General features: G+C 57.6%; 13 protein-coding genes, 2 tRNA genes and 3 rRNA genes. 6 read left to right on the top strand and 12 right to left on the bottom strand.

Annotated features, from left to right (window positions below):
• Nucleotides 1-44 precede the first annotated feature (44 nt).
• Together HZY77_RS00275 and HZY77_RS00270 are read right to left on the bottom strand one after the other, a co-directional pair.
• The gene (locus tag HZY77_RS00275; protein ID WP_296817695.1) at nt 45-377 is read right to left on the bottom strand and encodes a hypothetical protein; all 333 of its coding nucleotides are present in this window, start codon (nt 375-377) and stop codon (nt 45-47) included.
• A gap of 63 nt (nt 378-440) precedes the next feature.
• The gene (locus tag HZY77_RS00270; RefSeq protein WP_296817693.1) at nt 441-1784 is read right to left on the bottom strand and encodes an undecaprenyl-phosphate glucose phosphotransferase; all 1344 of its coding nucleotides are present in this window, start codon (nt 1782-1784) and stop codon (nt 441-443) included.
• Nucleotides 1785-2728: 944 nt separating this feature from the next.
• Here HZY77_RS00270 and HZY77_RS00265 point away from each other — a divergent pair.
• Nucleotides 2729-3727: a hypothetical protein gene (locus HZY77_RS00265; RefSeq protein ID WP_296817691.1), complete on the top strand. Its 999-nt coding sequence runs from the start codon at nt 2729-2731 to the stop codon at nt 3725-3727.
• 26 nt (nt 3728-3753) lie between these two features.
• Here HZY77_RS00265 and rimO read toward each other — a convergent pair whose 3' ends face one another.
• From rimO to HZY77_RS00225, 8 genes are all read right to left on the bottom strand, one after another.
• Nucleotides 3754-5085: a 30S ribosomal protein S12 methylthiotransferase RimO gene (gene rimO, locus HZY77_RS00260; protein WP_296817689.1), complete on the bottom strand. Its 1332-nt coding sequence runs from the start codon at nt 5083-5085 to the stop codon at nt 3754-3756.
• A gap of 183 nt (nt 5086-5268) precedes the next feature.
• Entirely contained in the window at nt 5269-6045 is a 777-nt protein-coding gene (locus tag HZY77_RS00255; RefSeq protein ID WP_296817687.1) for a ZIP family metal transporter, read from the bottom strand.
• Nucleotides 6046-6256: 211 nt separating this feature from the next.
• On the bottom strand, nt 6257-6529 hold the full coding sequence (locus tag HZY77_RS00250) for a helix-hairpin-helix domain-containing protein (protein WP_296657263.1): 273 nt from the start codon (nt 6527-6529) through the stop codon (nt 6257-6259).
• A gap of 224 nt (nt 6530-6753) precedes the next feature.
• A 5S ribosomal RNA gene (rrf, locus tag HZY77_RS00245) occupies nt 6754-6867 on the bottom strand.
• Between the two features lie 180 nt (nt 6868-7047).
• Nucleotides 7048-10049: ribosomal RNA gene (locus HZY77_RS00240) — 23S ribosomal RNA — on the bottom strand.
• 462 nt (nt 10050-10511) lie between these two features.
• A tRNA-Ile gene (locus tag HZY77_RS00235) sits at nt 10512-10588 on the bottom strand.
• Between the two features lie 49 nt (nt 10589-10637).
• Nucleotides 10638-12174 (bottom strand): 16S ribosomal RNA (locus HZY77_RS00230).
• The 16S, 23S and 5S rRNA genes sit together here with 2 tRNA genes alongside, the layout of an rRNA operon.
• A 245-nt stretch (nt 12175-12419) precedes the next feature.
• Nucleotides 12420-12496 (bottom strand) — tRNA-Met (locus HZY77_RS00225).
• A 277-nt stretch (nt 12497-12773) separates the two neighbouring features.
• Here HZY77_RS00225 and HZY77_RS00220 point away from each other — a divergent pair.
• The 4 genes from HZY77_RS00220 to HZY77_RS00205 all read left to right on the top strand — a co-directional run bounded on the left by HZY77_RS00220 (nt 12774) and on the right by HZY77_RS00205 (nt 15834).
• Complete coding sequence (locus HZY77_RS00220) at nt 12774-13961, top strand: iron-containing alcohol dehydrogenase (RefSeq protein ID WP_296817685.1); 1188 nt, start codon at nt 12774-12776, stop codon at nt 13959-13961.
• Nucleotides 13962-14025: 64 nt separating this feature from the next.
• Nucleotides 14026-14598: a LemA family protein gene (locus HZY77_RS00215; protein WP_296817683.1), complete on the top strand. Its 573-nt coding sequence runs from the start codon at nt 14026-14028 to the stop codon at nt 14596-14598.
• Entirely contained in the window at nt 14598-15506 is a 909-nt protein-coding gene (locus HZY77_RS00210; RefSeq protein ID WP_296817681.1) for a hypothetical protein, read from the top strand. Before HZY77_RS00215 ends, HZY77_RS00210 begins: the two co-directional genes overlap by 1 nt.
• 52 nt (nt 15507-15558) lie before the next feature.
• Nucleotides 15559-15834 carry a hypothetical protein gene (locus HZY77_RS00205; protein WP_296636558.1) on the top strand — a complete coding sequence of 92 codons (276 nt, stop codon included), beginning with the start codon at nt 15559-15561 and terminating at the stop codon, nt 15832-15834.
• Here HZY77_RS00205 and HZY77_RS00200 read toward each other — a convergent pair.
• A complete protein-coding gene (locus tag HZY77_RS00200) occupies nt 15816-15980 on the bottom strand; it encodes a hypothetical protein (RefSeq protein ID WP_296817679.1) in 165 nt (54 codons plus the stop codon). The genes HZY77_RS00205 and HZY77_RS00200 overlap by 19 nt on opposite strands.
• A gap of 13 nt (nt 15981-15993) precedes the next feature.
• Complete coding sequence (locus tag HZY77_RS00195) at nt 15994-17724, bottom strand: 2Fe-2S iron-sulfur cluster-binding protein (protein ID WP_296817677.1); 1731 nt, start codon at nt 17722-17724, stop codon at nt 15994-15996.
• A gap of 103 nt (nt 17725-17827) precedes the next feature.
• Between HZY77_RS00195 and recJ the strand changes: the two genes are divergently transcribed.
• Nucleotides 17828-19525: a single-stranded-DNA-specific exonuclease RecJ gene (recJ, locus tag HZY77_RS00190; RefSeq protein ID WP_296817675.1), complete on the top strand. Its 1698-nt coding sequence runs from the start codon at nt 17828-17830 to the stop codon at nt 19523-19525.
• Nucleotides 19526-19595 lie beyond the last annotated feature (70 nt).

The raw sequence follows: 19595 nt of genomic DNA, 5'->3' as shown, positions 1-19595 counted from the left end.
GGCCCATCATGGAATTCGAATCCGCTCGCATCGAATGAGTTGCCTTAATTGAGCGTGGGCAAGCGCTTCTTGCCTGAATACCATAGCCGCATGTTTATCAAACTCAGGAGCGTCGCAAAGAGCGCCCAGCCGTTCACTTCAGATACGTAAGGCGCAGCCGCCCTGCCATATGGATCGCCCACCAGAGATCCGGCATGGCGCGTATAAGATGCGTTTGCAGGCATACGGTAAACGGCTGCGGCAGCTGAGGCCTCATACTTTCCGCTCAATTCTGTCGTCCGGATATCGGATGCAAACGCATCCACCAGCGATGGCCCTGCAAGGATCGCTGCCGACCAAACCGCGACTCTAATAGTGCGTTGCATTTTCATGTGCATAGCGAACTCCAGAAATTCGAACTCAAGGATTTGGGGCTCAAATGAGCAAACAATAGCTTCACGTCAATAGGCCTTTGAGTCTTTGATGACCAGTTTCAAGGTCCTTAAAATAATGGCCATATCCATCCTCAGCGACCAGCTCTTCAAATACGCAATGTCGTAAATCACGCGGCCTTCCATCTTGTCGATCGTGTCGGTTTCACCTCGGTAGCCATGAATCTGCGCCCACCCGGTAATACCCGGCTTGACCTTGTGGCGCCACATGTATCCATTGATGAGCTTTCGATAGTATTCATTGTGAGCAACCGCATGGGGNCGTGGCCCGACGATACTCATCGTTCCCTGCAACACGTTGAAAAACTGTGGAAGTTCGTCAAGTGACGTTCTGCGTAAAACGGCACCGACCCTGGTCACTCGCGTATCGTTTTTNGTGGCCTGAATGACCGTCCGGCTATCTTCACAAACGCTCATCGAGCGGAATTTGTAAACTTGGATCTCATCACCGTCCATGCCATAGCGACGTTGTTTGAAAATGACCGGACCCTTGGATGTAAGCTTCACCGACAGCGCGATGAGTAGCAGCAAGGGCGTGATCGCCACCAGAATAAGACTGGCCGCGGCTATATCGAAAATACGCTTGTTGACTGCGTTGATACCCGTTAGCGGCGTCTCGAACACGGAGATCACGGGAATTCCGTTCACGTTATCCAGGCGCGCCTGAACCAGATCGAATACGAATACATCCGGCACAAAATAAATCGACGCTGTAGTGTCTCGCAGGGCGTTGACCAAATCGATCACACGCGGATGCCTGAATAACGGGAACGTGATGTAGACCAAGTCGATTTCATGCCGCGCCACATAGTCAGTCACATCGTCTATGCCGCCGCACACTACGTTCTTCAGTTCCGTCTCGCAGCGATCGCCGCAACGATCATCGAAGAACGCCTCTACCCGGATCATCAGGCTGCGCTGGTGATGTATCCGCTGAGCCAGCTTGTAACCAAGTTCGTTAGCGCCAACGACGACCGAACGTCGGATTTTTCCATGTCTGCGCAAGAACTCGAGATAGCCTCGCACAACCGAATGTCCAAGAAACAACAATAAGGGCGTTATCAGACTCCACCACACCAAGACCTGTGTGTTGTACGCACCCAGCATGCCACTGAGTACGCCGACCATTCCCAGCAGAAGCAGCACGATCAGCCAGGCGGTCAGCAAGCTGAATGCGTGTTTGCGTTGAGCCTCAGGATCGGAAACCGCGGGCTCGAAAAACTCGAAATTATCGAACACCTGAGAGCTAATCAGGAATGCGAGGCTACCCAACAGCAAATACAAACCGTCGAATTTCTGTTCTTCCAATACAACCGCCAGGATCAGAGAAAAGAAAATTACCAGGGGATTCACCAATCGCCTGGCCAGGCTAAGAGCCGGATGTTCGTAGCAACCAAACATTGAACGCTCTTTATATCGTTGGTGCGGGATCTCGGCTGCATGAACGCATGCAGCTCGTGGTACGGGTGGTGCGGGCAGCCAAGGGATACATAGGGAAAGGTTTTTCAACATGCGCCCGAGGGGTCAGCTTTTCGTTCGGCATGCAGAGCCGTCCAGTAGTTGCGTTTCGAGTTCACCGCTTCTTGGTTCATACGTTTCACGACGTGTGCCGTGCTCCGGATAGCGCCACGCGCGCCTTCCATTTCTATGGGTGGATCTGGAACGGAGTACGTAGACCACGTCATGGACACAGGCATCACGATCGTCCGCAGGCCGACTGATCGCGGAGAATCCGATGCCGGTGGCACCGGTCAAACGCGACGATTTGACATGTACCTGTTCGGCTTCTTTCATCATGTTGTGCATGAGCGTTTTGGCGTGGGCTGCTTTTCGACTGCGACACTTCCTCGCTAGCAGATGTCGTACCAGAATAAAAAATCCTTATTTTTCATATGGTTGACAATAAGACGCGTGGCGAGCGAGGCTCACGTGTCGCTTCATCACGACATAAATTTCTGGCGTATAAGTAACCCGCTGTAAAGAAACAGGTTTTTTGTCCTTGATGGACGACATGGCTGAAACGCCCCCAATAAGCCGAAAATCCGTTTAAATCAGGACAGCAGGAAGTGCAGGAACCACGTTTAAGATTTCACGCCGAAAGATCGGCAATTTCATATATGTATGAGTTGACGCTTAAGAGGGATTGCCAAACTCATTACTGATTTCATGAAGTGCATTGACTGGCCAGATCTCAAGGTAGCCGCCACGCGCGCAGTTGAACTGCGCACAAAATTGCCGTCCCGGGCAATCTGAGCGGACAACATCTACCCGGGAGTCTGCTTTGCTACACTCGGCGCATGCTGCTCCTCATCCCCCATCTGTTTCCCTCTGCCCGGTTGCTGGAAGCCGCGACGCAGGATCTGCGCCTGCCTGCATTGCAGACCCTGCTGGCACGCGGCACTCGCCAATCCAGCACGACCGAAGGGATGGAAGCCGTCCTGTGCGAGGCGCTGGGTATCGCCCGCCAGCAGGACTGGCCGGTTGCCCCGATCAGCCTTGAGGCGGATGGCGGCGTGGCCGGCGAAGCCTACTGGTTGCGTGCCGACCCGGTCCATCTACGGGTCATGCGCGACCGCATCGTGCTAGCCGACAGCGATACGTTGGAACTGACACAACCCGAGGCCGATGCGTTGACCGCCGCAATCGGCCAGCATTTTGGTCCGGGCCTAAGCCCGGTCGCGTGCCATCCCAAGCGCTGGTACCTGCGGCTCGACGCTGCACCATGCCTGACGACTCACGCAAGGTCTGTTGCAGTGGGCTGCGATATCGATCCCTTGCTGCCGCACGGCGACGATGCCATGCGATTCCGTGCGTGGTTGAACGAAGTGCAAATGCTGCTGCACGATCATCCGGTCAATCTGACACGCGAGACGCGCGGCGCGTTGCCGATCAATGCGCTGTGGCTGTGGNGGNGTGGGTGCCTGCCGGTGGCACCCACCTTGACCGCCCGTNTGTATGCCCGGAACGCCGATGCACATGCACTTGGCGCGTTCTGCGCCATGCGCGTACTGCCGCTTCCCGAGCAGATGAACATCTCCCTGCTCGAAACGGCAGGCGTGATGCTATTGGACGATTTGACGCACGCGGGACAGTACGGCGATGCCTATGGTTGGCGTGAGGCCTTGCGTGGCCTGGAACGCGACTGGTTCGCGCCTTTGCAGAACGCACTGCGCAGGAGTGGTCCGGGAGGGCTGATCCTGAATGATCCGGTCAATGGAAAGACACTGCGGCTTCACGCCAGCGATGCGTGGAAATTCTGGCGGCGTCGCCGCGACCTGGTCTCGATGCTCGCCTGAATCAAAGGCTCGCGCCGCTGTGGTCGTCAGATCGGCGTTGCCCACAGATCGTGTTCGTCCGCCTCCTCGACGCGTACCTTGAGGCGTGCCCCCGGCTTCAGATCGAACACCCCTTCGAGATAGACCACCCCGTCGATTTCCGGCGCGTCGGCATGGCTGCGCGCAAGCGTACCCGCTTCATCCTCCTCGTCGACGATGACCTCGATTTCACGGCCGACTTTTGCTTCGAGCAGAGCCGCCGAGATTTCCGCCTGCACTTCCATGAAGCGCTCCAGGCGTTCCTCCTTCAGCTCTTCCGGCACGGCATCGGGAAGCGCGTTCGCCGCGGCCCCTTCCACGGGCGAATATTTGAAGCAGCCGACCCGATCGAGCTGCGCCTCNCTGAGAAAAGCCAGTAACTCTTCGAACTCGGCGTCCGTCTCGCCAGGAAAACCGACAATGAAGGTCGAGCGCAAGGTGAGATCAGGCACGGCAGCGCGCCAGGACTGGATACGGTCCAATGTCTTCTCGACCGCGCCAGGGCGCTTCATCAATTTCAGAATGCGCGGGCTGGCATGCTGAAACGGAATATCGAGATACGGCAGGATGATGCCGTCGGCCATCAAGGGAATCACGTCGTCGACGCTGGGATATGGGTACACGTAATGCAGGCGCACCCAGGCTCCAAGACTGCCCAGCACACCCGCCAGTTCGGTCATGCGCGTTTTCAGCGGGCGACCGTTCCAGAACCCTGGGCGATATTTCACGTCGACCCCGTAGGCGCTCGTATCCTGCGACACCACCAACAACTCCTGCACCCCCGCCTTGACCAGAGCCTCCGCCTCGCGCATCACGTCGCCGATCGGGCGGCTGACAAGGTCACCGCGCATCGAGGGGATAATGCAGAAGGTACAGCGATGATTGCAGCCCTCGGAAATCTTCAGGTAGGCATAATGACGCGGCGTAAGCTTGATACCGCCCGGTGGAATCAGGTCTTCGAACGGATCGTGTGGTTTGGGCAGCGCGGTATGCACTGCTTCCATCACCTCGTCCAGCGCATGAGGGCCGGACACCGCCAGCACCTTGGGATGCGCTTCACGTATCACGTCACCCTTGGCACCCAGGCAGCCGGTAACGATCACCTTGCCGTTCTCCGCCAACGCTTCGCCGATCGCCTCGAGCGATTCCTGCACGGCGGCATCGATAAATCCGCAGGTATTGACCACGACCACGTCAGCATCGTCATAGCTGCCGACGATGCCGTAGCCTTCGGCGCGCAGCTGGGTGAGAATCCGCTCGGAATCGACTGTCGCCTTCGGACAGCCGAGGGAGACGAATCCGACGTTCGGCGTGCGGGCGAGTTTGGCTTTGGTTACCATGACGTTCAGTCCTGATGGAGCAATAAGATGTATATCGTAGCGATTGGCTGGGCCTATGTGATTCTCATGATGGCAATCACCGCCAGCAGTATCGGCAAGGCCTTGGCCGTCCTGTTTTTCCTGGGCGTATTGCCGCTGGCTTTGTTCATCTATGTCGCTGATGGGCCACGGCGACGCCGACGTTCAATGGCCCTCGCCGATGAAGTAGCCCGCCAGAGCGACGGTCGCGACACCCAATCCGATTAGCGTAAGCTGCTGTAGGGTTGCACCGATTTCCGCACGCTTGTGCAAACCGGGAATCAGATCCGACAAGGCCACATACAACATACTGGCCCCTGCCAACCCGAGCAGCACCGGCATCCATCCCTGCAGCATCGACAGGGCGTAATACCCGACCAATGCACCCAGCATGGTCGCCACGCCAGTCAGGAAATTGAGCACCAACGCCTGTGTGCGGGTATAGCCTGAATGCAGAAGAATCAGAAAATCGCCGATTTCCTGCGGGATTTCGTGTGCGATGATCGCCAACGCCGTGATTGCTCCCAAGCGGAAATCGACCAGGAAGGCACCGGCAATGATGATGCCGTCGACAAAGTTGTGGAAAGTATCGCCTACCGTGATCATCATGCCTGATCGCCCGTGATCATGGCCGTGATCGTGGCTGCTGTGGGCTTCGCAGATCTCGTCGTGGCAATGACGCCACAACACCAGCTTTTCCAGCAAGAAGAACAACAGGATGCCGCCCAGCAAGGCATTGGCAACCGTTTTGACGTCCCCGCCCATTTCGACGGCCTCCGGCAGGACTTCCAACAAGGAGGCCCCTAGCAAGGCACCGATAGCATAGCTCACCAGCACAGGTACCCAACTGGGACGTGCAGAAAAGGCCAGTAGCGCAGCCAGCAACAAGCTCAGCACGCTGCCCGCGGCAGTTGCGACCAGAATGACTGCAAGGGTAGACATGAAATGACAAACCACCAAGAAAGGAAGGGATTATACCGGTGGAAGGCATCGAGGCCGATGCCCGAGAGCAAATCCGCCTCCTGGATTGCATCATGAACTGGAGTTGTGGCTGACTGCCTCCTATCGGAATCAATCCTGTCGCGTATTCCGCAGTCCAACTGACTACAGAATACGCCCGCCGAGCCGAAACGGCTCAGTTAAGGTAGTACGGCTACTTCTTGGCTTTTTCCGGGCCGACCGACAGCTCACCCTTCAGTTTCTCGACGCTGGTACTGCCAAAACCTTTGACATTATCCAGTTCGTCCAAGCTCTTGAAATTGCCATGTGCTTCGCGATACGTGATGATTGCCTTAGCCTTTGCCGGCCCAAGCCCCTTGACCGCCTCGAGCTCCGACTGGGTAGCCGTATTGATATTCACTGCCGCATAAGCGGGAAGCCCCATCAGACCACCCAGAACCAATGCAACCATAACAAGCTTGTTCATACATCCTCCTGAAGTTTTTAGCCGTGGGCGTATTCCCACACTGCAAACTTACCTTCAACAATGAGGATGTGCCATACAACTAAAGTTGTAGATGCAGCCTACTTTATTGATTTTAATAAAGAAATAATTGATGGCGTTCGTGAATGAAACGGGTTTCCGTGCAATAAAAACCCCCTCAAGAGTTGAGGGGTTTTGTGGTATCCCCGGGAGGATACGGATAAGGAGTCTGACGATGACCTACTTTCACAGGCGAGTTGCCTACTATCATTGGCGCGGGAGCGTTTCACCGTCCTGTTCGGGATGGGAAGGGGTGGTTCCACTCTGCTATGGTCGTCAGACAAAGGGGTGGGGATCAAGCTTTATGGTCTTGAACCCGCATTCGGATTGTCTGGAGTGCTGAGTATCTTGCGACATTCAGCCGACTGTCTTGTTCACGCCGCTTTCACGACGCGCTGGAAGAAGGTTTTGTTGGGTTGAGACTGTATGCAAACACACACTGTGTCGCTTCTCAAAATTATAGGATCAAGCCTCACGGGCAATTAGTACGGGTTAGCTTAACGCATTACTGCGCTTCCACACCCCGCCTATCAACGTTGTGGTCTTCAACGACCCTTCAGTGCACTCAAGGTGCAAGGGATATCTTATCTTCAGGCAAGTTTCACGCTTAGATGCTTTCAGCGTTTATCTCTTCCGTGCTTAGCTACCCGGCGATACGACTGGCGTCATAACCGGTACACCAGAGGCACGTCCACTCCGGTCCTCTCGTACTAGGAGCAGCCNCCGTCAAATATCCAGCGCCCACGGCAGATAGGGACCAAACTGTCTCACGACGTTTTAAACCCAGCTCACGTACCACTTTAAATGGCGAACAGCCATACCCTTGGGACCGGCTACAGCCCCAGGATGTGATGAGCCGACATCGAGGTGCCAAANCTCCCCGTCGATATGAACTCTTGGGAGGAATCAGCCTGTTATCCCCAGAGTACCTTTTATCCGTTGAGCGATGGCCCTTCCATACAGAACCACCGGATCACTATGACCTGCTTTCGCACCTGCTCGACGTGTCAGTCTCGCAGTCAAGCCTTCTTTTGCCATTGCACTATCAGTACGATGTCCGACCGTACCTAGAAGACCTTCGTACTCCTCCGTTACACTTTGGGAGGAGACCGCCCCAGTCAAACTGCCCACCATGCACGGTCCCCGATCCAGATAATGGACCTAGGTTAGAACCGCAACGACACCAGGCTGGTATTTCAACGACGCCTCCACGTGATCTAGCGACCACGCTTCACAGGCTCCCAGCTATCCTACACAAGTCCCGTCACAGTCCAATGCAAAGCTACAGTAAAGGTTCATGGGGTCTTTCCGTCTAGCCGCGGGGAGATTGCATCTTCACAAACATTTCAACTTCGCTGAGTCTCGGGTGGAGACAGTGTGGCCATCGTTACGCCATTCGTGCGGGTCGGAACTTACCCGACAAGGAATTTCGCTACCTTAGGACCGTTATAGTTACGGCCGCCGTTTACCGGGGCTTCGATCAAGAGCTTGCACCCCATCAATTAACCTTCCGGCACCGGGCAGGCGTCACACCCTATACGTCCACTTTCGTGTTTGCAGAGTGCTGTGTTTTTATTAAACAGTCGCAGCCACCTTTTCACTGCAACCCCATCGGGCTTTCGTCGCGAGGACTTATACCCTACCGGGGCGCACCTTCTCCCGAAGTTACGGTGCTAATTTGCCGAGTTCCTTCACCCGAGTTCTCNTCAAGCGCCTTAGAATTCTCATCCTACCCACCTGTGTCGGTTTGCGGTACGGTTNNCTCGTTTACCTGAAGCTTAGTGGCTTTTCTTGGAAGCTTGGTATCAGTGACTTCGGCTCCANNATGGAGCACCGTCATCGTGTCTCGGCATTAACCCCGGATTTGCCTAAGGGATCTGCCTACGCACTTAAACCGGGACATNCCAACACCCGGCCCACCTAACCTTCTCCGTCCCCACATCGCAGTAAACGAAAGTACGGGAATTTTGACCCGTTTCCCATCAGCTACGCATCTCTGCCTCACCTTAGGGGCCGACTCACCCTGCGCCGATGAACGTTGCGCAGGAAACCTTGGNTTTTCGGCGAGGGGCTTTTCACCNCCTTTATCGCTACTCATGTCAGCATTCGCACTTCTGATATCTCCAGCATTCCTTACAGAACACCTTCGCAGACTTACAGAACGCTCCTCTACCATATGCACAAAGTGCATATCCGAAGCTTCGGTTACGTGCTTAGCCCCGTTACATCTTCCGCGCAGGACGACTCGACTAGTGAGCTATTACGCTTTCTTTAAAGGATGGCTGCTTCTAAGCCAACTTCCTAGCTGTCTATGCCTTCCCACATCGTTTTCCACTTAGCACGTCATTTGGGACCTTAGCTGTCGGTCTGGGTTGTTTCCCTCTTGACACCGGACGTTAGCACCCGATGTCTGTCTCCCATGCTCGCACTTCACGGTATTCGGAGTTTGCTATGCCGCAGTAAGCCGCAATGGCCCCCACTAACATTACAGTGCTCTACCCCCGTGAGTGATACATNNGAGGCGCTACCTAAATAGCTTTCGAGGAGAACCAGCTATCTCCGGATTTGTTTAGCCTTTCACCCCTATCCACAGCTCATCCCTAATNTTTTCAACATTAGTGGGTTCGGACCTCCAGTGCGTGTTACCGCACCTTCATCCTGGCCATGGATAGATCATCCGGTTTCGGGTCTACGCCCAGCTACTATGCNNGCCCTATTAAGACTCGCTTTCGCTTCGCCTCCCTATTCGGTTAAGCTCGCAACTGAACGTAAGTCGCTGACCCATTATACANAAGGTACGCAGTCACCCCTCCTTTAATGGCCCTCACCTCCTCAGAGATAAGCGGCTATTCCACTCCTTCTTACTATCTTTTGTGATCGCCACTGCGTGTCGATCACAAAGATCAGAAGGCCATTAAAGGAGGGGCTCCCACTGTTTGTATGCATGCGGTTTCAGGATCTATTTCACTCCCCTCCCGGGGTTCTTTTCGCCTTTCCCTCACGGTACTGGTTCACTATCGGTCGACTACGAGTATTTAGCCTTGGAGGATGGTCCCNCCATGTTCAGACAGGATTTCACGTGTCCCGCCCTACTTGTCTCATGCCTAGTTCCACACTCTTGTTTTCGCGTACGGGGCTATCACCCACTATGGCCAGACTTTCCAGACTGTTCCACTAACAAGAATGCTAAATCATGAAGGCTCTTCCCAATTCGCTCGCCACTACTATGGGAATCTCGGTTGATTTCTTTTCCTGCAGCTACTTAGATGTTTCAGTTCACTGCGTTCGCTCNNTACCCTGCCTATGTATTCAGCAGGGAGTACCCTTGCGGGTGGGTTCCCCCATTCAGAGATCTCCGGATCAAAGCTCTATTGCCAGCTCCCCGAAGCTTATCGCAGGCTTACGCGTCTTTCATCGCCTGTAGTCGCCAAGGCATCCACCACATGCACTTAGTCGCTTGACCCTATAATTTTGAGGACTGACGAATCAGTCTCGCATTACAGGTGTGTTTGCTTTCCATACAACCAGGCTCGGCGCCCAATTGCATGGTCGATACAATTTCAACCCATGTTGGGATGTTCATCACAAACATCCCACCTTCTTCCAAATTTTTAAAGATCAGCCGTTACGCATAAAGCGTAAGCACTAAAGTCTGCGACTTCACTGCTTACGATTCACACTGATAGGTACTACTTTTTCCACCATTCCAACCAAGAGTGAGTGGTGGAGGATGACGGGATCGAACCGACGACCCCTGCTTGCAAAGCAGGTGCTCTCCAGCTGAGCTAATCCCCATTAAGGACTGATAACCGGCGCATCGCTGCGTTGCTCAACCCCTTGTGTGCACCAGCACACGACGGGATCTCGCGCCTTGCGCTGCTTGGTTCTCAATCCTTAATGAACCGAGCCCAGTCAGCACCATTTCTGGTGGGCCTGGCTGGATTTGAACCAGCGACCCCACGCTTATCAAGCGTGTGCTCTAACCAACTGAGCTACAAGCCCGGCTTTAAAAACAACCGATAGGTGTGAGTGTTGCAGCGGCTTTCTCTAGAAAGGAGGTGATCCAGCCGCAGGTTCCCCTACGGCTACCTTGTTACGACTTCACCCCAGTCATGAAACCCAGCGTGGTAAGCGCCCTCCTTGCGGTTAGGCTACCTACTTCTGCCAGATTCCACTCCCATGGTGTGACGGGCGGTGTGTACAAGACCCGGGAACGTATTCACCGCGACATGCTGATCCGCGATTACTAGCGATTCCGACTTCATGCTCTCGAGTTGCAGAGAACAATCCGGACTACGATCGGCTTTCTGGGATTGGCTCCACCTCGCGGCTTGGCAACCCTCTGTACCGACCATTGTATGACGTGTGAAGCCCTACCCATAAGGGCCATGAGGACTTGACGTCATCCCCACCTTCCTCCGGTTTGTCACCGGCAGTCTCATTAGAGTGCCCTTGCGTAGCAACTAATGATAAGGGTTGCGCTCGTTGCGGGACTTAACCCAACATCTCACGACACGAGCTGACGACAGCCATGCAGCACCTGTGTTCCAATTCCCTTTCGGGCACCCCGCATCTCTGCAGGGTTCTGGACATGTCAAGGGTAGGTAAGGTTTTTCGCGTTGCATCGAATTAATCCACATCATCCACCGCTTGTGCGGGTCCCCGTCAATTCCTTTGAGTTTTAATCTTGCGACCGTACTCCCCAGGCGGTCAACTTCACGCGTTAGCTTCGTTACTAAGGGATTTCACTCCCCAACAACCANGTTGACATCGTTTAGGGCGTGGACTACCAGGGTATCTAATCCTGTTTGCTACCCACGCTTTCGTACATGAGCGTCAGTGTCATCCCAGGGGCTGCCTTNCGCCATTGGTGTTCCTCCACATCTCTACGCATTTCACTGCTACACGTGGAATTCCACCCCCTCTGACGCNNACTCTAGACTGCCAGTTCAAAATGCCATTCCCAGGTTAAGCCCGGGGATTTCACATCTTGCTTAACAATCCGCCTGCGCACGCTTTACGCCCAGTAATTCCGATTAACGCTCGCACCCTACGTATTACCGCGGCTGCTGGCACGTAGTTAGCCGGTGCTTCTTCTGCTGGTACCGTCATTAGCACGCTATGTTAGAGCGCACCGTTTCGTTCCNAGCTGAAAGAGCTTTACAACCCGAAGGCCTTCTTCACTCACGCGGAATGGCTGGATCAGGGTTGCCCCCATTGTCCAAAATTCCCCACTGCTGCCTCCCGTAGGAGTCTGGACCGTGTCTCAGTTCCAGTGTGGCGGATCATCCTCTCAGACCCGCTACTGATCGTCGCCTTGGTAGGCCATTACCCCACCAACTAGCTAATCAGACGTCGGCCGCTCGAATAACGTGAGGTCTTGCGATCCCCACTTTCCCCCTCAGGGCGTATGCGGTATTAGCACAGCTTTCGCTGCGTTATCCCCCATTACTCGGTACGTTCCGACGCATTACTCACCCGTTCGCCACTCGCCACCAGGAGCAAGCTCCCGTNNGCTGCCGTTCGACTTGCATGTGTAAAGCATTCCGCCAGCGTTCAATCTGAGCCAGGATCAAACTCTTCAGTTCAATCTCTGCAATTACTTCAAATACTTCTTCGCTCAACTCAAATGAATTACTTCATCAAAGTGTGAGCATTTATGCTAGCCGTCATCCCGACCAAAGCCAGAACAACTACCGCAACAACACCCACACCTATCGGCTGTAAATTGTTAAAGATCAATCTCTTATCGACTTTGCCTCAGCTGCGTTGCCGTTTCGAGAGGTGCGCATTCTACAGAACCTACAGATTGCGTCAACACTTATTTTCGAAATGGTTGCGGGGGCAGGATTTGAACCTACGACCTTCGGGTTATGAGCCCGACGAGCTGCCAGACTGCTCCACCCCGCGCCTGTCGCAAATGAAACCGCGTCAATCGAGAAGCGGAACTATAGCAAAGCGTGCTTGGCTCCGTCAACACTTGCGGGCTTTATGGCAAAGCCCATCGAACTCCGTCGGCAACATTTCCAATGTTTTCAATCGACTGAATGAACGCTGCCACGACAGATCAAGATTGCAATAACGACGGGCAGCGCGAAACAGCCGGAAACCATGCACACATATTGTGCAGACAATACGTCGGCAAACTCGCTACCATTTGCCGTCTNCGTCGATTGAAAGTCCGATTGTGTACATTTCCGATTTTTCCCTGTCGCGCCTGCCGCGCATCGAGTTTGGTCCGGGCGTACTCGGCAGGTTGCCGACCATTGCCCGAATCTACGGCACGCGTGCTTTGCTGGTGACCGGAGCGAGTTCGCTGAGAAACTCGCCATTTTGGACACCCGTAACGGACGGGCTGAAGGCACAGGGAGTTTCCTGGTTGCATCTGGCCATTCCGGGCGAACCGTCTCCGCAGATGGTGGACGAGGCCGTGCGCGCCTTGCGCCCGGAATCCATTGACGTGGTCATCGGCTTCGGTGGCGGCAGCGCGCTGGATGCGGCCAAGGCGATTGCCGGTCTGCTCAAGCCTGGCAACTCGGTGATGGACCACCTGGAAGGCGTGGGACCCGAACTCGCGTATGTCGGCCCGGCCACACCATTCATTGCCGTACCGACCACCGCCGGCACCGGCTCGGAGGCGACCAAGAACGCCGTATTAAGCGTGCAGGGCAGCGATGGCTTCAAGAAATCCTTCCGCGACGAAAAACTGGTGGCCGAAGTTGCACTGGTCGATCCCGATCTCCTCGCCACCTGCCCTGCCTCAGTGATCGCGGCGAACGGGATGGATGCCTTCACCCAGTTGCTGGAGTCCTATGTTTCCTGTCGCGCCGCCCCCTTGACCGATTCGCTTGCCTGGGGCGGCATGAAGGCCGCCCGCGACGGCCTGCTGGCCTTGTATGCCGATGCCGGCGATGCGGCGGCGCGCAATCGCATGGCCTACGCGGCCCTGGTGTCGGGCATCACGCTGGCGCAGGTCGGGCTCGGCTCGGTGCACGGGCTGGCCGCGCCATTGGGAGCATTCTTTCCGATTCCGCACGGCGTCGCGTGCGGCACGCTGGTGGCGCAGGCCACGCGCGCCAATATCGAGGCGCTGCAGGCGCGCGAAGCGAATCACCCAGTACTGGAAAAATATGCACAAGCGGGGCGCCTGCTGAGCAAGCAGGGCCAACTGAACCAGACTGCGTCGCACGCCGCACTGATCGATACGCTGGACGCCTGGACACGCGAACTTCAGCTTCCGCCCCTGGCGCAGTATGGCGTGACGCACGCCGATATCCCGCGCATCGTGGCCAACAGCCGTGGCAGCAGCATGAAGACCAATCCGATTGCGCTCACCGACGCTGAAATCGCGGGCATTCTCGCCGCGCGCATCTGACGCCCGCTCAAGTTAAACGGCTGTCGTCCGCTATTTCTGCGACCTCATCATCTGGAACGCAACCATGCCCGGCCTCCTGCTTTTCTTCATCGTGCTCGCACTTCCGGCCGTCTATGGCGTGTTCATCTTCAACCAGCTTGTCACGCTGAAGCATAACGTCGGCAAGGCCTGGTCGAATATCGACATCCTGCTCAAGCAGCGCCATGACGAGCTGCCGAAGCTGGTCGAAACCTGCAAGCAATACATGCAGTTCGAACAGGAGACGCTTGAANAAGTGATGCACGCGCGCAGCCAGGTCGCGAGCGCCCGGGAATCGCAGAACATCCCCGCGCTGGGGCAGGCCGAAGGCGCATTGCGCGTGGGCCTTGGCAATCTGTTCGCGGTTGCCGAGGCCTATCCCGAACTGAAGACCAACGAAACCTTCCTGCATCTGCAAGCGCGCATTACCGGGCTGGAAAACGCGATTGCCGACCGTCGCGAGTTCTACAACGATTCGGTCAACGTCAATAACGTGCGGGTGGAGCAGTTTCCCGACACCCTCGTGGCGCGTCTGTTCGCCTTCCATCTGTTTCCGCTGTTGCGCTTCGCTGCCGAGGAAAAGAAAGACGTTGATCTGAAGCAACTCTTCGACCGCTGATGCTCCCGGTACGCTGGACGGCCGAATGGCGGCACGACTACGCCAATTTCGCGCTGGGCGGCGGCAATCTGGCCATTCTGCTGCTCGGCTTCCAGCTGCATTCCCATCTAGGCTGGCAAATCAGTTTTGCGTTGGTCGGGCTGACCAGTTTCTGGGCGTGGTTTGCCAACCTCAAGCGCTATCGCACCGTGGCAGATACGCCGACCTCGCGCATCGCCTCGGCGCCCCAAGGCTACATCGAACTCGTCGGGCGCGGCAGCCAGCCGCCGGGCGACAACCTGATCAGCCCGGTCAACGGCCTGCCCTGCCTGTGGTACCGCTACCGCATCGAGCGCAAGAACGGTGACCGCTGGGAATACGTCGAATCCGGAATATCGCATGACACGTTCGGCGTGGACGACGGCAGCGGCAGCGTACTGGTCGATCCTGACGGCGCCGAAATTCTGACTTCGCGCAAACAGGTCGCGACCTCAGGCGGTTATCGCAAAACAGAATGGACGCTGATCGAAGGCGACACCATTTACGTGATCGGCGACCACGTGACCTTGGGCGGTCCCAATGCCGTGCTCGACAAGAAGGCCGATCTCGCTACGCTGCTGACCGAATGGAAGGCCGACAAGACTGCACTCCTGGCACGTTTCGACGCCGACCGCGACGGCGAAATCAGTCTTGACGAGTGGGAGCACGCGCGCCAGGCCGCATCCGACGAAGTCGACCGCGCTCATCTCGATATCCGCCTGAAAGACGGCATCCATCTTGTGCGCAAGCCGTCGCATGGCCGCCCCTTCCTGATCGCCAACCGCGAAGTCACCGCGCTGGTGCGGCATTTTCGGCTATGGAGCTGGTTGCACCTGGCGCTGACGATGGCCGCCCTGATCGGCTTGACGCTGCTCGGGCGCACAGCCTGACGCTTGCCCTGCCCGGCTTCCCGCCCTATAGTCAAGGCACGGAGGACGCATCATGAAACCTGCCATACCCGAGACCCCTGCTGAATACGACCATACCCGCATCATCGAGCGGCCGGATGGATGCTACTGGATCGATGCCATGACCGGCGAGGAATACGGTCCCTTTGCCAGTCTGATGGAAGCCGTACAGGACATGGAGTACAACGCCGACAGCGACTACGAGCCTGGCGAAACGGTGGAAGAGGCCGAAGAAGAGATCGGCATTTCCGACTGGATCGACCCCGACACCGGCGACCCAGGCGAAGCGTCTCACCGCCCCGTCGACTGATCTCCGGCCAGGCGGGATCGCCTGGATATGCCTTGGCCTGCGATTTCTGCCATCCGTGCCTCGCGCTCGAACAGATTGTCGCGATAGGGATTGCCACCGCGTAACCACGCAAGCAACCCAGCCAGCGGATACAGCACCAGCAGCAAAACACCCCAGCGTTCAAATTGCCTGACATGCGCACGCTCGTGCACACGCGTCGCGGCCAGGGCGTTCGATGACACGCCCAGTACGACGTGTCCCAGCGTGATTGCCGCAACCGGCCCGCTGAACGGAAAGCCGCGTCGCAATACCCATGCCGGCCAGCCGCCAGCAGCTTCCAGCACACCTTCCACCTGCCGTACAGCACCTCCGCTCCCNCGTGCAGCGAGCGCGGCCAGCACGCCCAACAAAGTAACCGGCAACGCCCACAGATAGCGGAGAAAGCGGCGCATTCAGGTATCCAGCCCCCGCGAACCAGCGTGCTTCATGCAAGCCTTCCGCCACGAAATGCCGGCGCGCCAGTTCGAGCTGCGTCGCGGTTCCCGCCGCATACACATCGAAGCGATGCAGATCCGGGTAATCCGTCACGATGCCTTGCAGCGTGGCCTCCAGGTCATCGGTCGGCGCATGTGGCAGGTAATTGAAATTGTCCAGCGCATCGGCCCAGGCGCGGCACAGGTTGTCCTGATAATGTCCGGCCTCATCGGCCAACCAGTGCAGGTCCATCGACTCGGCCAACTCCAGCGACATGGCATGCTGGATCAGGCTCTTGATCGGCGCGAAGCCCGCGCCGAAAGCGAGGAAAATCACCGGACGCGGCGAGTCCTCATCCAGCACGAATTCGCCGAAAGGTCCTTCCACCTTCACCACGTCATTGGCCTTCAAGCTGCCGAACACGCTCTCAACAAACGCATCGTCCGCCCGGCGCGGGATCTGGATCTCGATGTGTCGATCCTCGCACGGACAACTGGCAATGGCGTAGCGTCCTTTCACCCCGTCGATCGACACGTCGACGCTCTGGCCGCCGAGATAACGCAGGCGCTGGCTGCGCGGCGCGAGAATATGCAGCGCGGCCATGTGCGGATTGAACACCTCGATCGACTTCACCTTGGCGGTCAGCTGTTGCACCGGAATATCGCGCGCGCCTGCCACGTTGGCTTCGATCACCACGTCGTTGACCGGCGCATAGGCGCACAGCAGGACCACTCCGGCTTCTTTTTCGGCTTCTTTCAGGACATAGTCGTGCGCATGGACTTTCGTCACCTCGCCCGACAGCACGCGCGCCTTGCAGTCGCCGCAATTGCCGTTACTGCAGCCGTAATTCAGCGACACGCCATTGCGCAGCGCGGCTTCCAGCAGGGTATCGTTGCCCTCCACGTAGAATTCGTGGCCGCTGGGCTGGATGGTCACATGGGCTGACATGATTTTGAATATCCTTTCCTGCGCAATCGTCGCCTGCGCCTGTACCGCATCCGGCGGAACCTCGGCCAGATTGCGCAGCAGAAATGCGCGCACGGTATGCAGGGCATGGCGCGTTTCCGCGCTTTGGTCTTCTTCGATTTCGTCGATCTTCTCGTCGAGCCAGGTCATCACATTGCCGTAATGCAGCAGCAAAGCCTTGGCTGCAGCATAGTCGTTGCCCAGCGCGTTCAGACGCGCCACCAGCACATCCTTGTCGGGCAGTGCACGCTCCAATACCCGCTTGGCAAACGCCTTGTCCTTGATTTCCTGGACCCGACGAAACTCGGCATCGTCGTCCCACTTCACATCCGGGAACACGCGCAGCAATTCGTCGAGTTCGACCATACCGTCAAAGGTTGCCAGCACACCGCCACGGATCATTTCCTGCAGCGCATGACGCGGCTGGCCGACCAGCTTGGCCACTCGGGAAAGTGGAAGTAAATGGCTCATGGCACGATGGTACTCCGTGTCCGCGGCGGACAGAATCGGCACTTCACCAGATTCTGAATCCCTGATCCGCGCGTTCCGACCCGTCTGCCAATACAATTCCGCCATGCCCTCCATTGCCATCCGCCCCTGCCCCGCCGATGCCCGCGCCGCCCTCGAGCAGGCCGGGCTCGCTCCCGCCTGGGCGCGGTTGTATGCCGCCCGCGGCGTCAACCATCCGGACGAAGTCGCCCACCGCCTGCCGCAGCTGTTGCCGCCTGCCGGCCTGCTGCACATCGACCGCGCCGCCGCGCTGCTGGCCGACACCATTCGCGACAACAAGCGCCTGCTCATCATCGCCGACTACGACGCCGACGGCGCCACCGCCTGCGCGGTCGGCGTGCGCGGCCTGCGCCTGCTCGGCGCGCAGGTCGATTTCATCGTGCCCAACCGGCTCGAACACGGCTACGGCCTCACGCCCGACATCGTGACGCTCGCCGCCGCACGACAACCCGATCTGCTGGTCACGGTGGACAACGGCATCGCTGCGGTCGACGGCGTGGCGGCGGCGAACGCGCTCGGCATCCCCGTGCTGGTCACCGACCACCACCTGCCCGGCGACGCGCTGCCGGACGCCGCCTGCATCGTCAACCCCAACCAGCCAGGCTGCAGCTTCGGCTCGAAGAACCTGGCAGGCGTCGGGGTGATGTTCTACGTGCTGCTGGCCCTGCGCGCCGAACTGCGGCAACGAGGCGCCTATGCCAACACGCCCGAACCCGATCTGCGCGCCCTGCTCGACCTCGTCGCGCTCGGCACGGTCGCCGACGTGGTGAAGCTCGACGCCAACAACCGCACCCTGGTCGCCCAGGGGCTGGTGCGTATGCGCGCGGGCAAGGCCTGCGCCGGCATCAACGCGCTGTTCCGCGCCGCCGGGCGCGAGCCTGCCCGCGCCACCGTGTTCGACCTCGGCTTCATGCTCGGTCCGCGATTGAACGCCGCCGGCCGCATCGACGACATGGCGCTCGGCATCGAATGCCTGCTGGCCGACGACCCCGCCATTGCGCAGCGACTGGCGCAACAGCTCGACACGCTCAACCGCACGCGGCGCGACGTCGAGGCCGATATGCTGGAGGAGGCGCTTGCCATCCTCGCCACCTTCAACCCGACCGACAGCCACAGCCTCACCGCATATCAGCCCGGCTGGCACGTCGGCGTGATCGGCATCCTGGCGTCGCGCCTGAAGGACAGATTCCACCGCCCCACCATCGTCTTCGCCAGCAGCGAGACAGGGGAACTCAAGGGTTCCGGCCGCTCCATTCCCGGCCTGCATTTGCGCGATGCGCTCGACCTGATCGACAAGCGCCACCCTGGCCTGATCGTCAAGTTCGGCGGCCACGCCATGGCCGCCGGACTCAGCATTCCCGCCGGGCGTCACGGGNAGTTCAGCCAGGCATTCGAGTCCGTGGTGCGCGAACTGATCGACCCGGCAGATCTCGATGGCAGGATCGAAACCGACGGCGAACTGGACCTCGCCGAACACCGCTACGAACTCGCCGAGCAGTTCGACCATGCGGTCTGGGGGCAGGGCTTTCCTGCACCGCTGTTCACCGCTACCTTCGATGTCGTGGCACAGCGCGTCATCGGTGAAAAGCACCTGAAACTCAAGCTGGCACGCGGGGAGACCTCGTTCGATGCCATGCGGTTCTTCCAGGCCGACACGCTGCCCGATCGCATCCGTGCCGTCTATGCGCTGATGCCGAACGAATTCAATGGGCAGCAGTCATTGCAACTCAAGCTGCAGCACTGGGAGCCCGCGAAGGAATAGTTACAAGATTCAAGTCACAAGCCACAAGGCGATCCTGGCTTGACTTAAAACGCATACTCCTTCGGGTCCC

It is taken from the genome of Thiobacillus sp. (assembly GCF_013693775.1).
GTDB lineage: Bacteria > Pseudomonadota > Gammaproteobacteria > Burkholderiales > Thiobacillaceae > Thiobacillus.
Note: the sequence above shows the minus strand (reverse complement) of the source record. Positions and strands in the feature narration are given on the sequence as shown.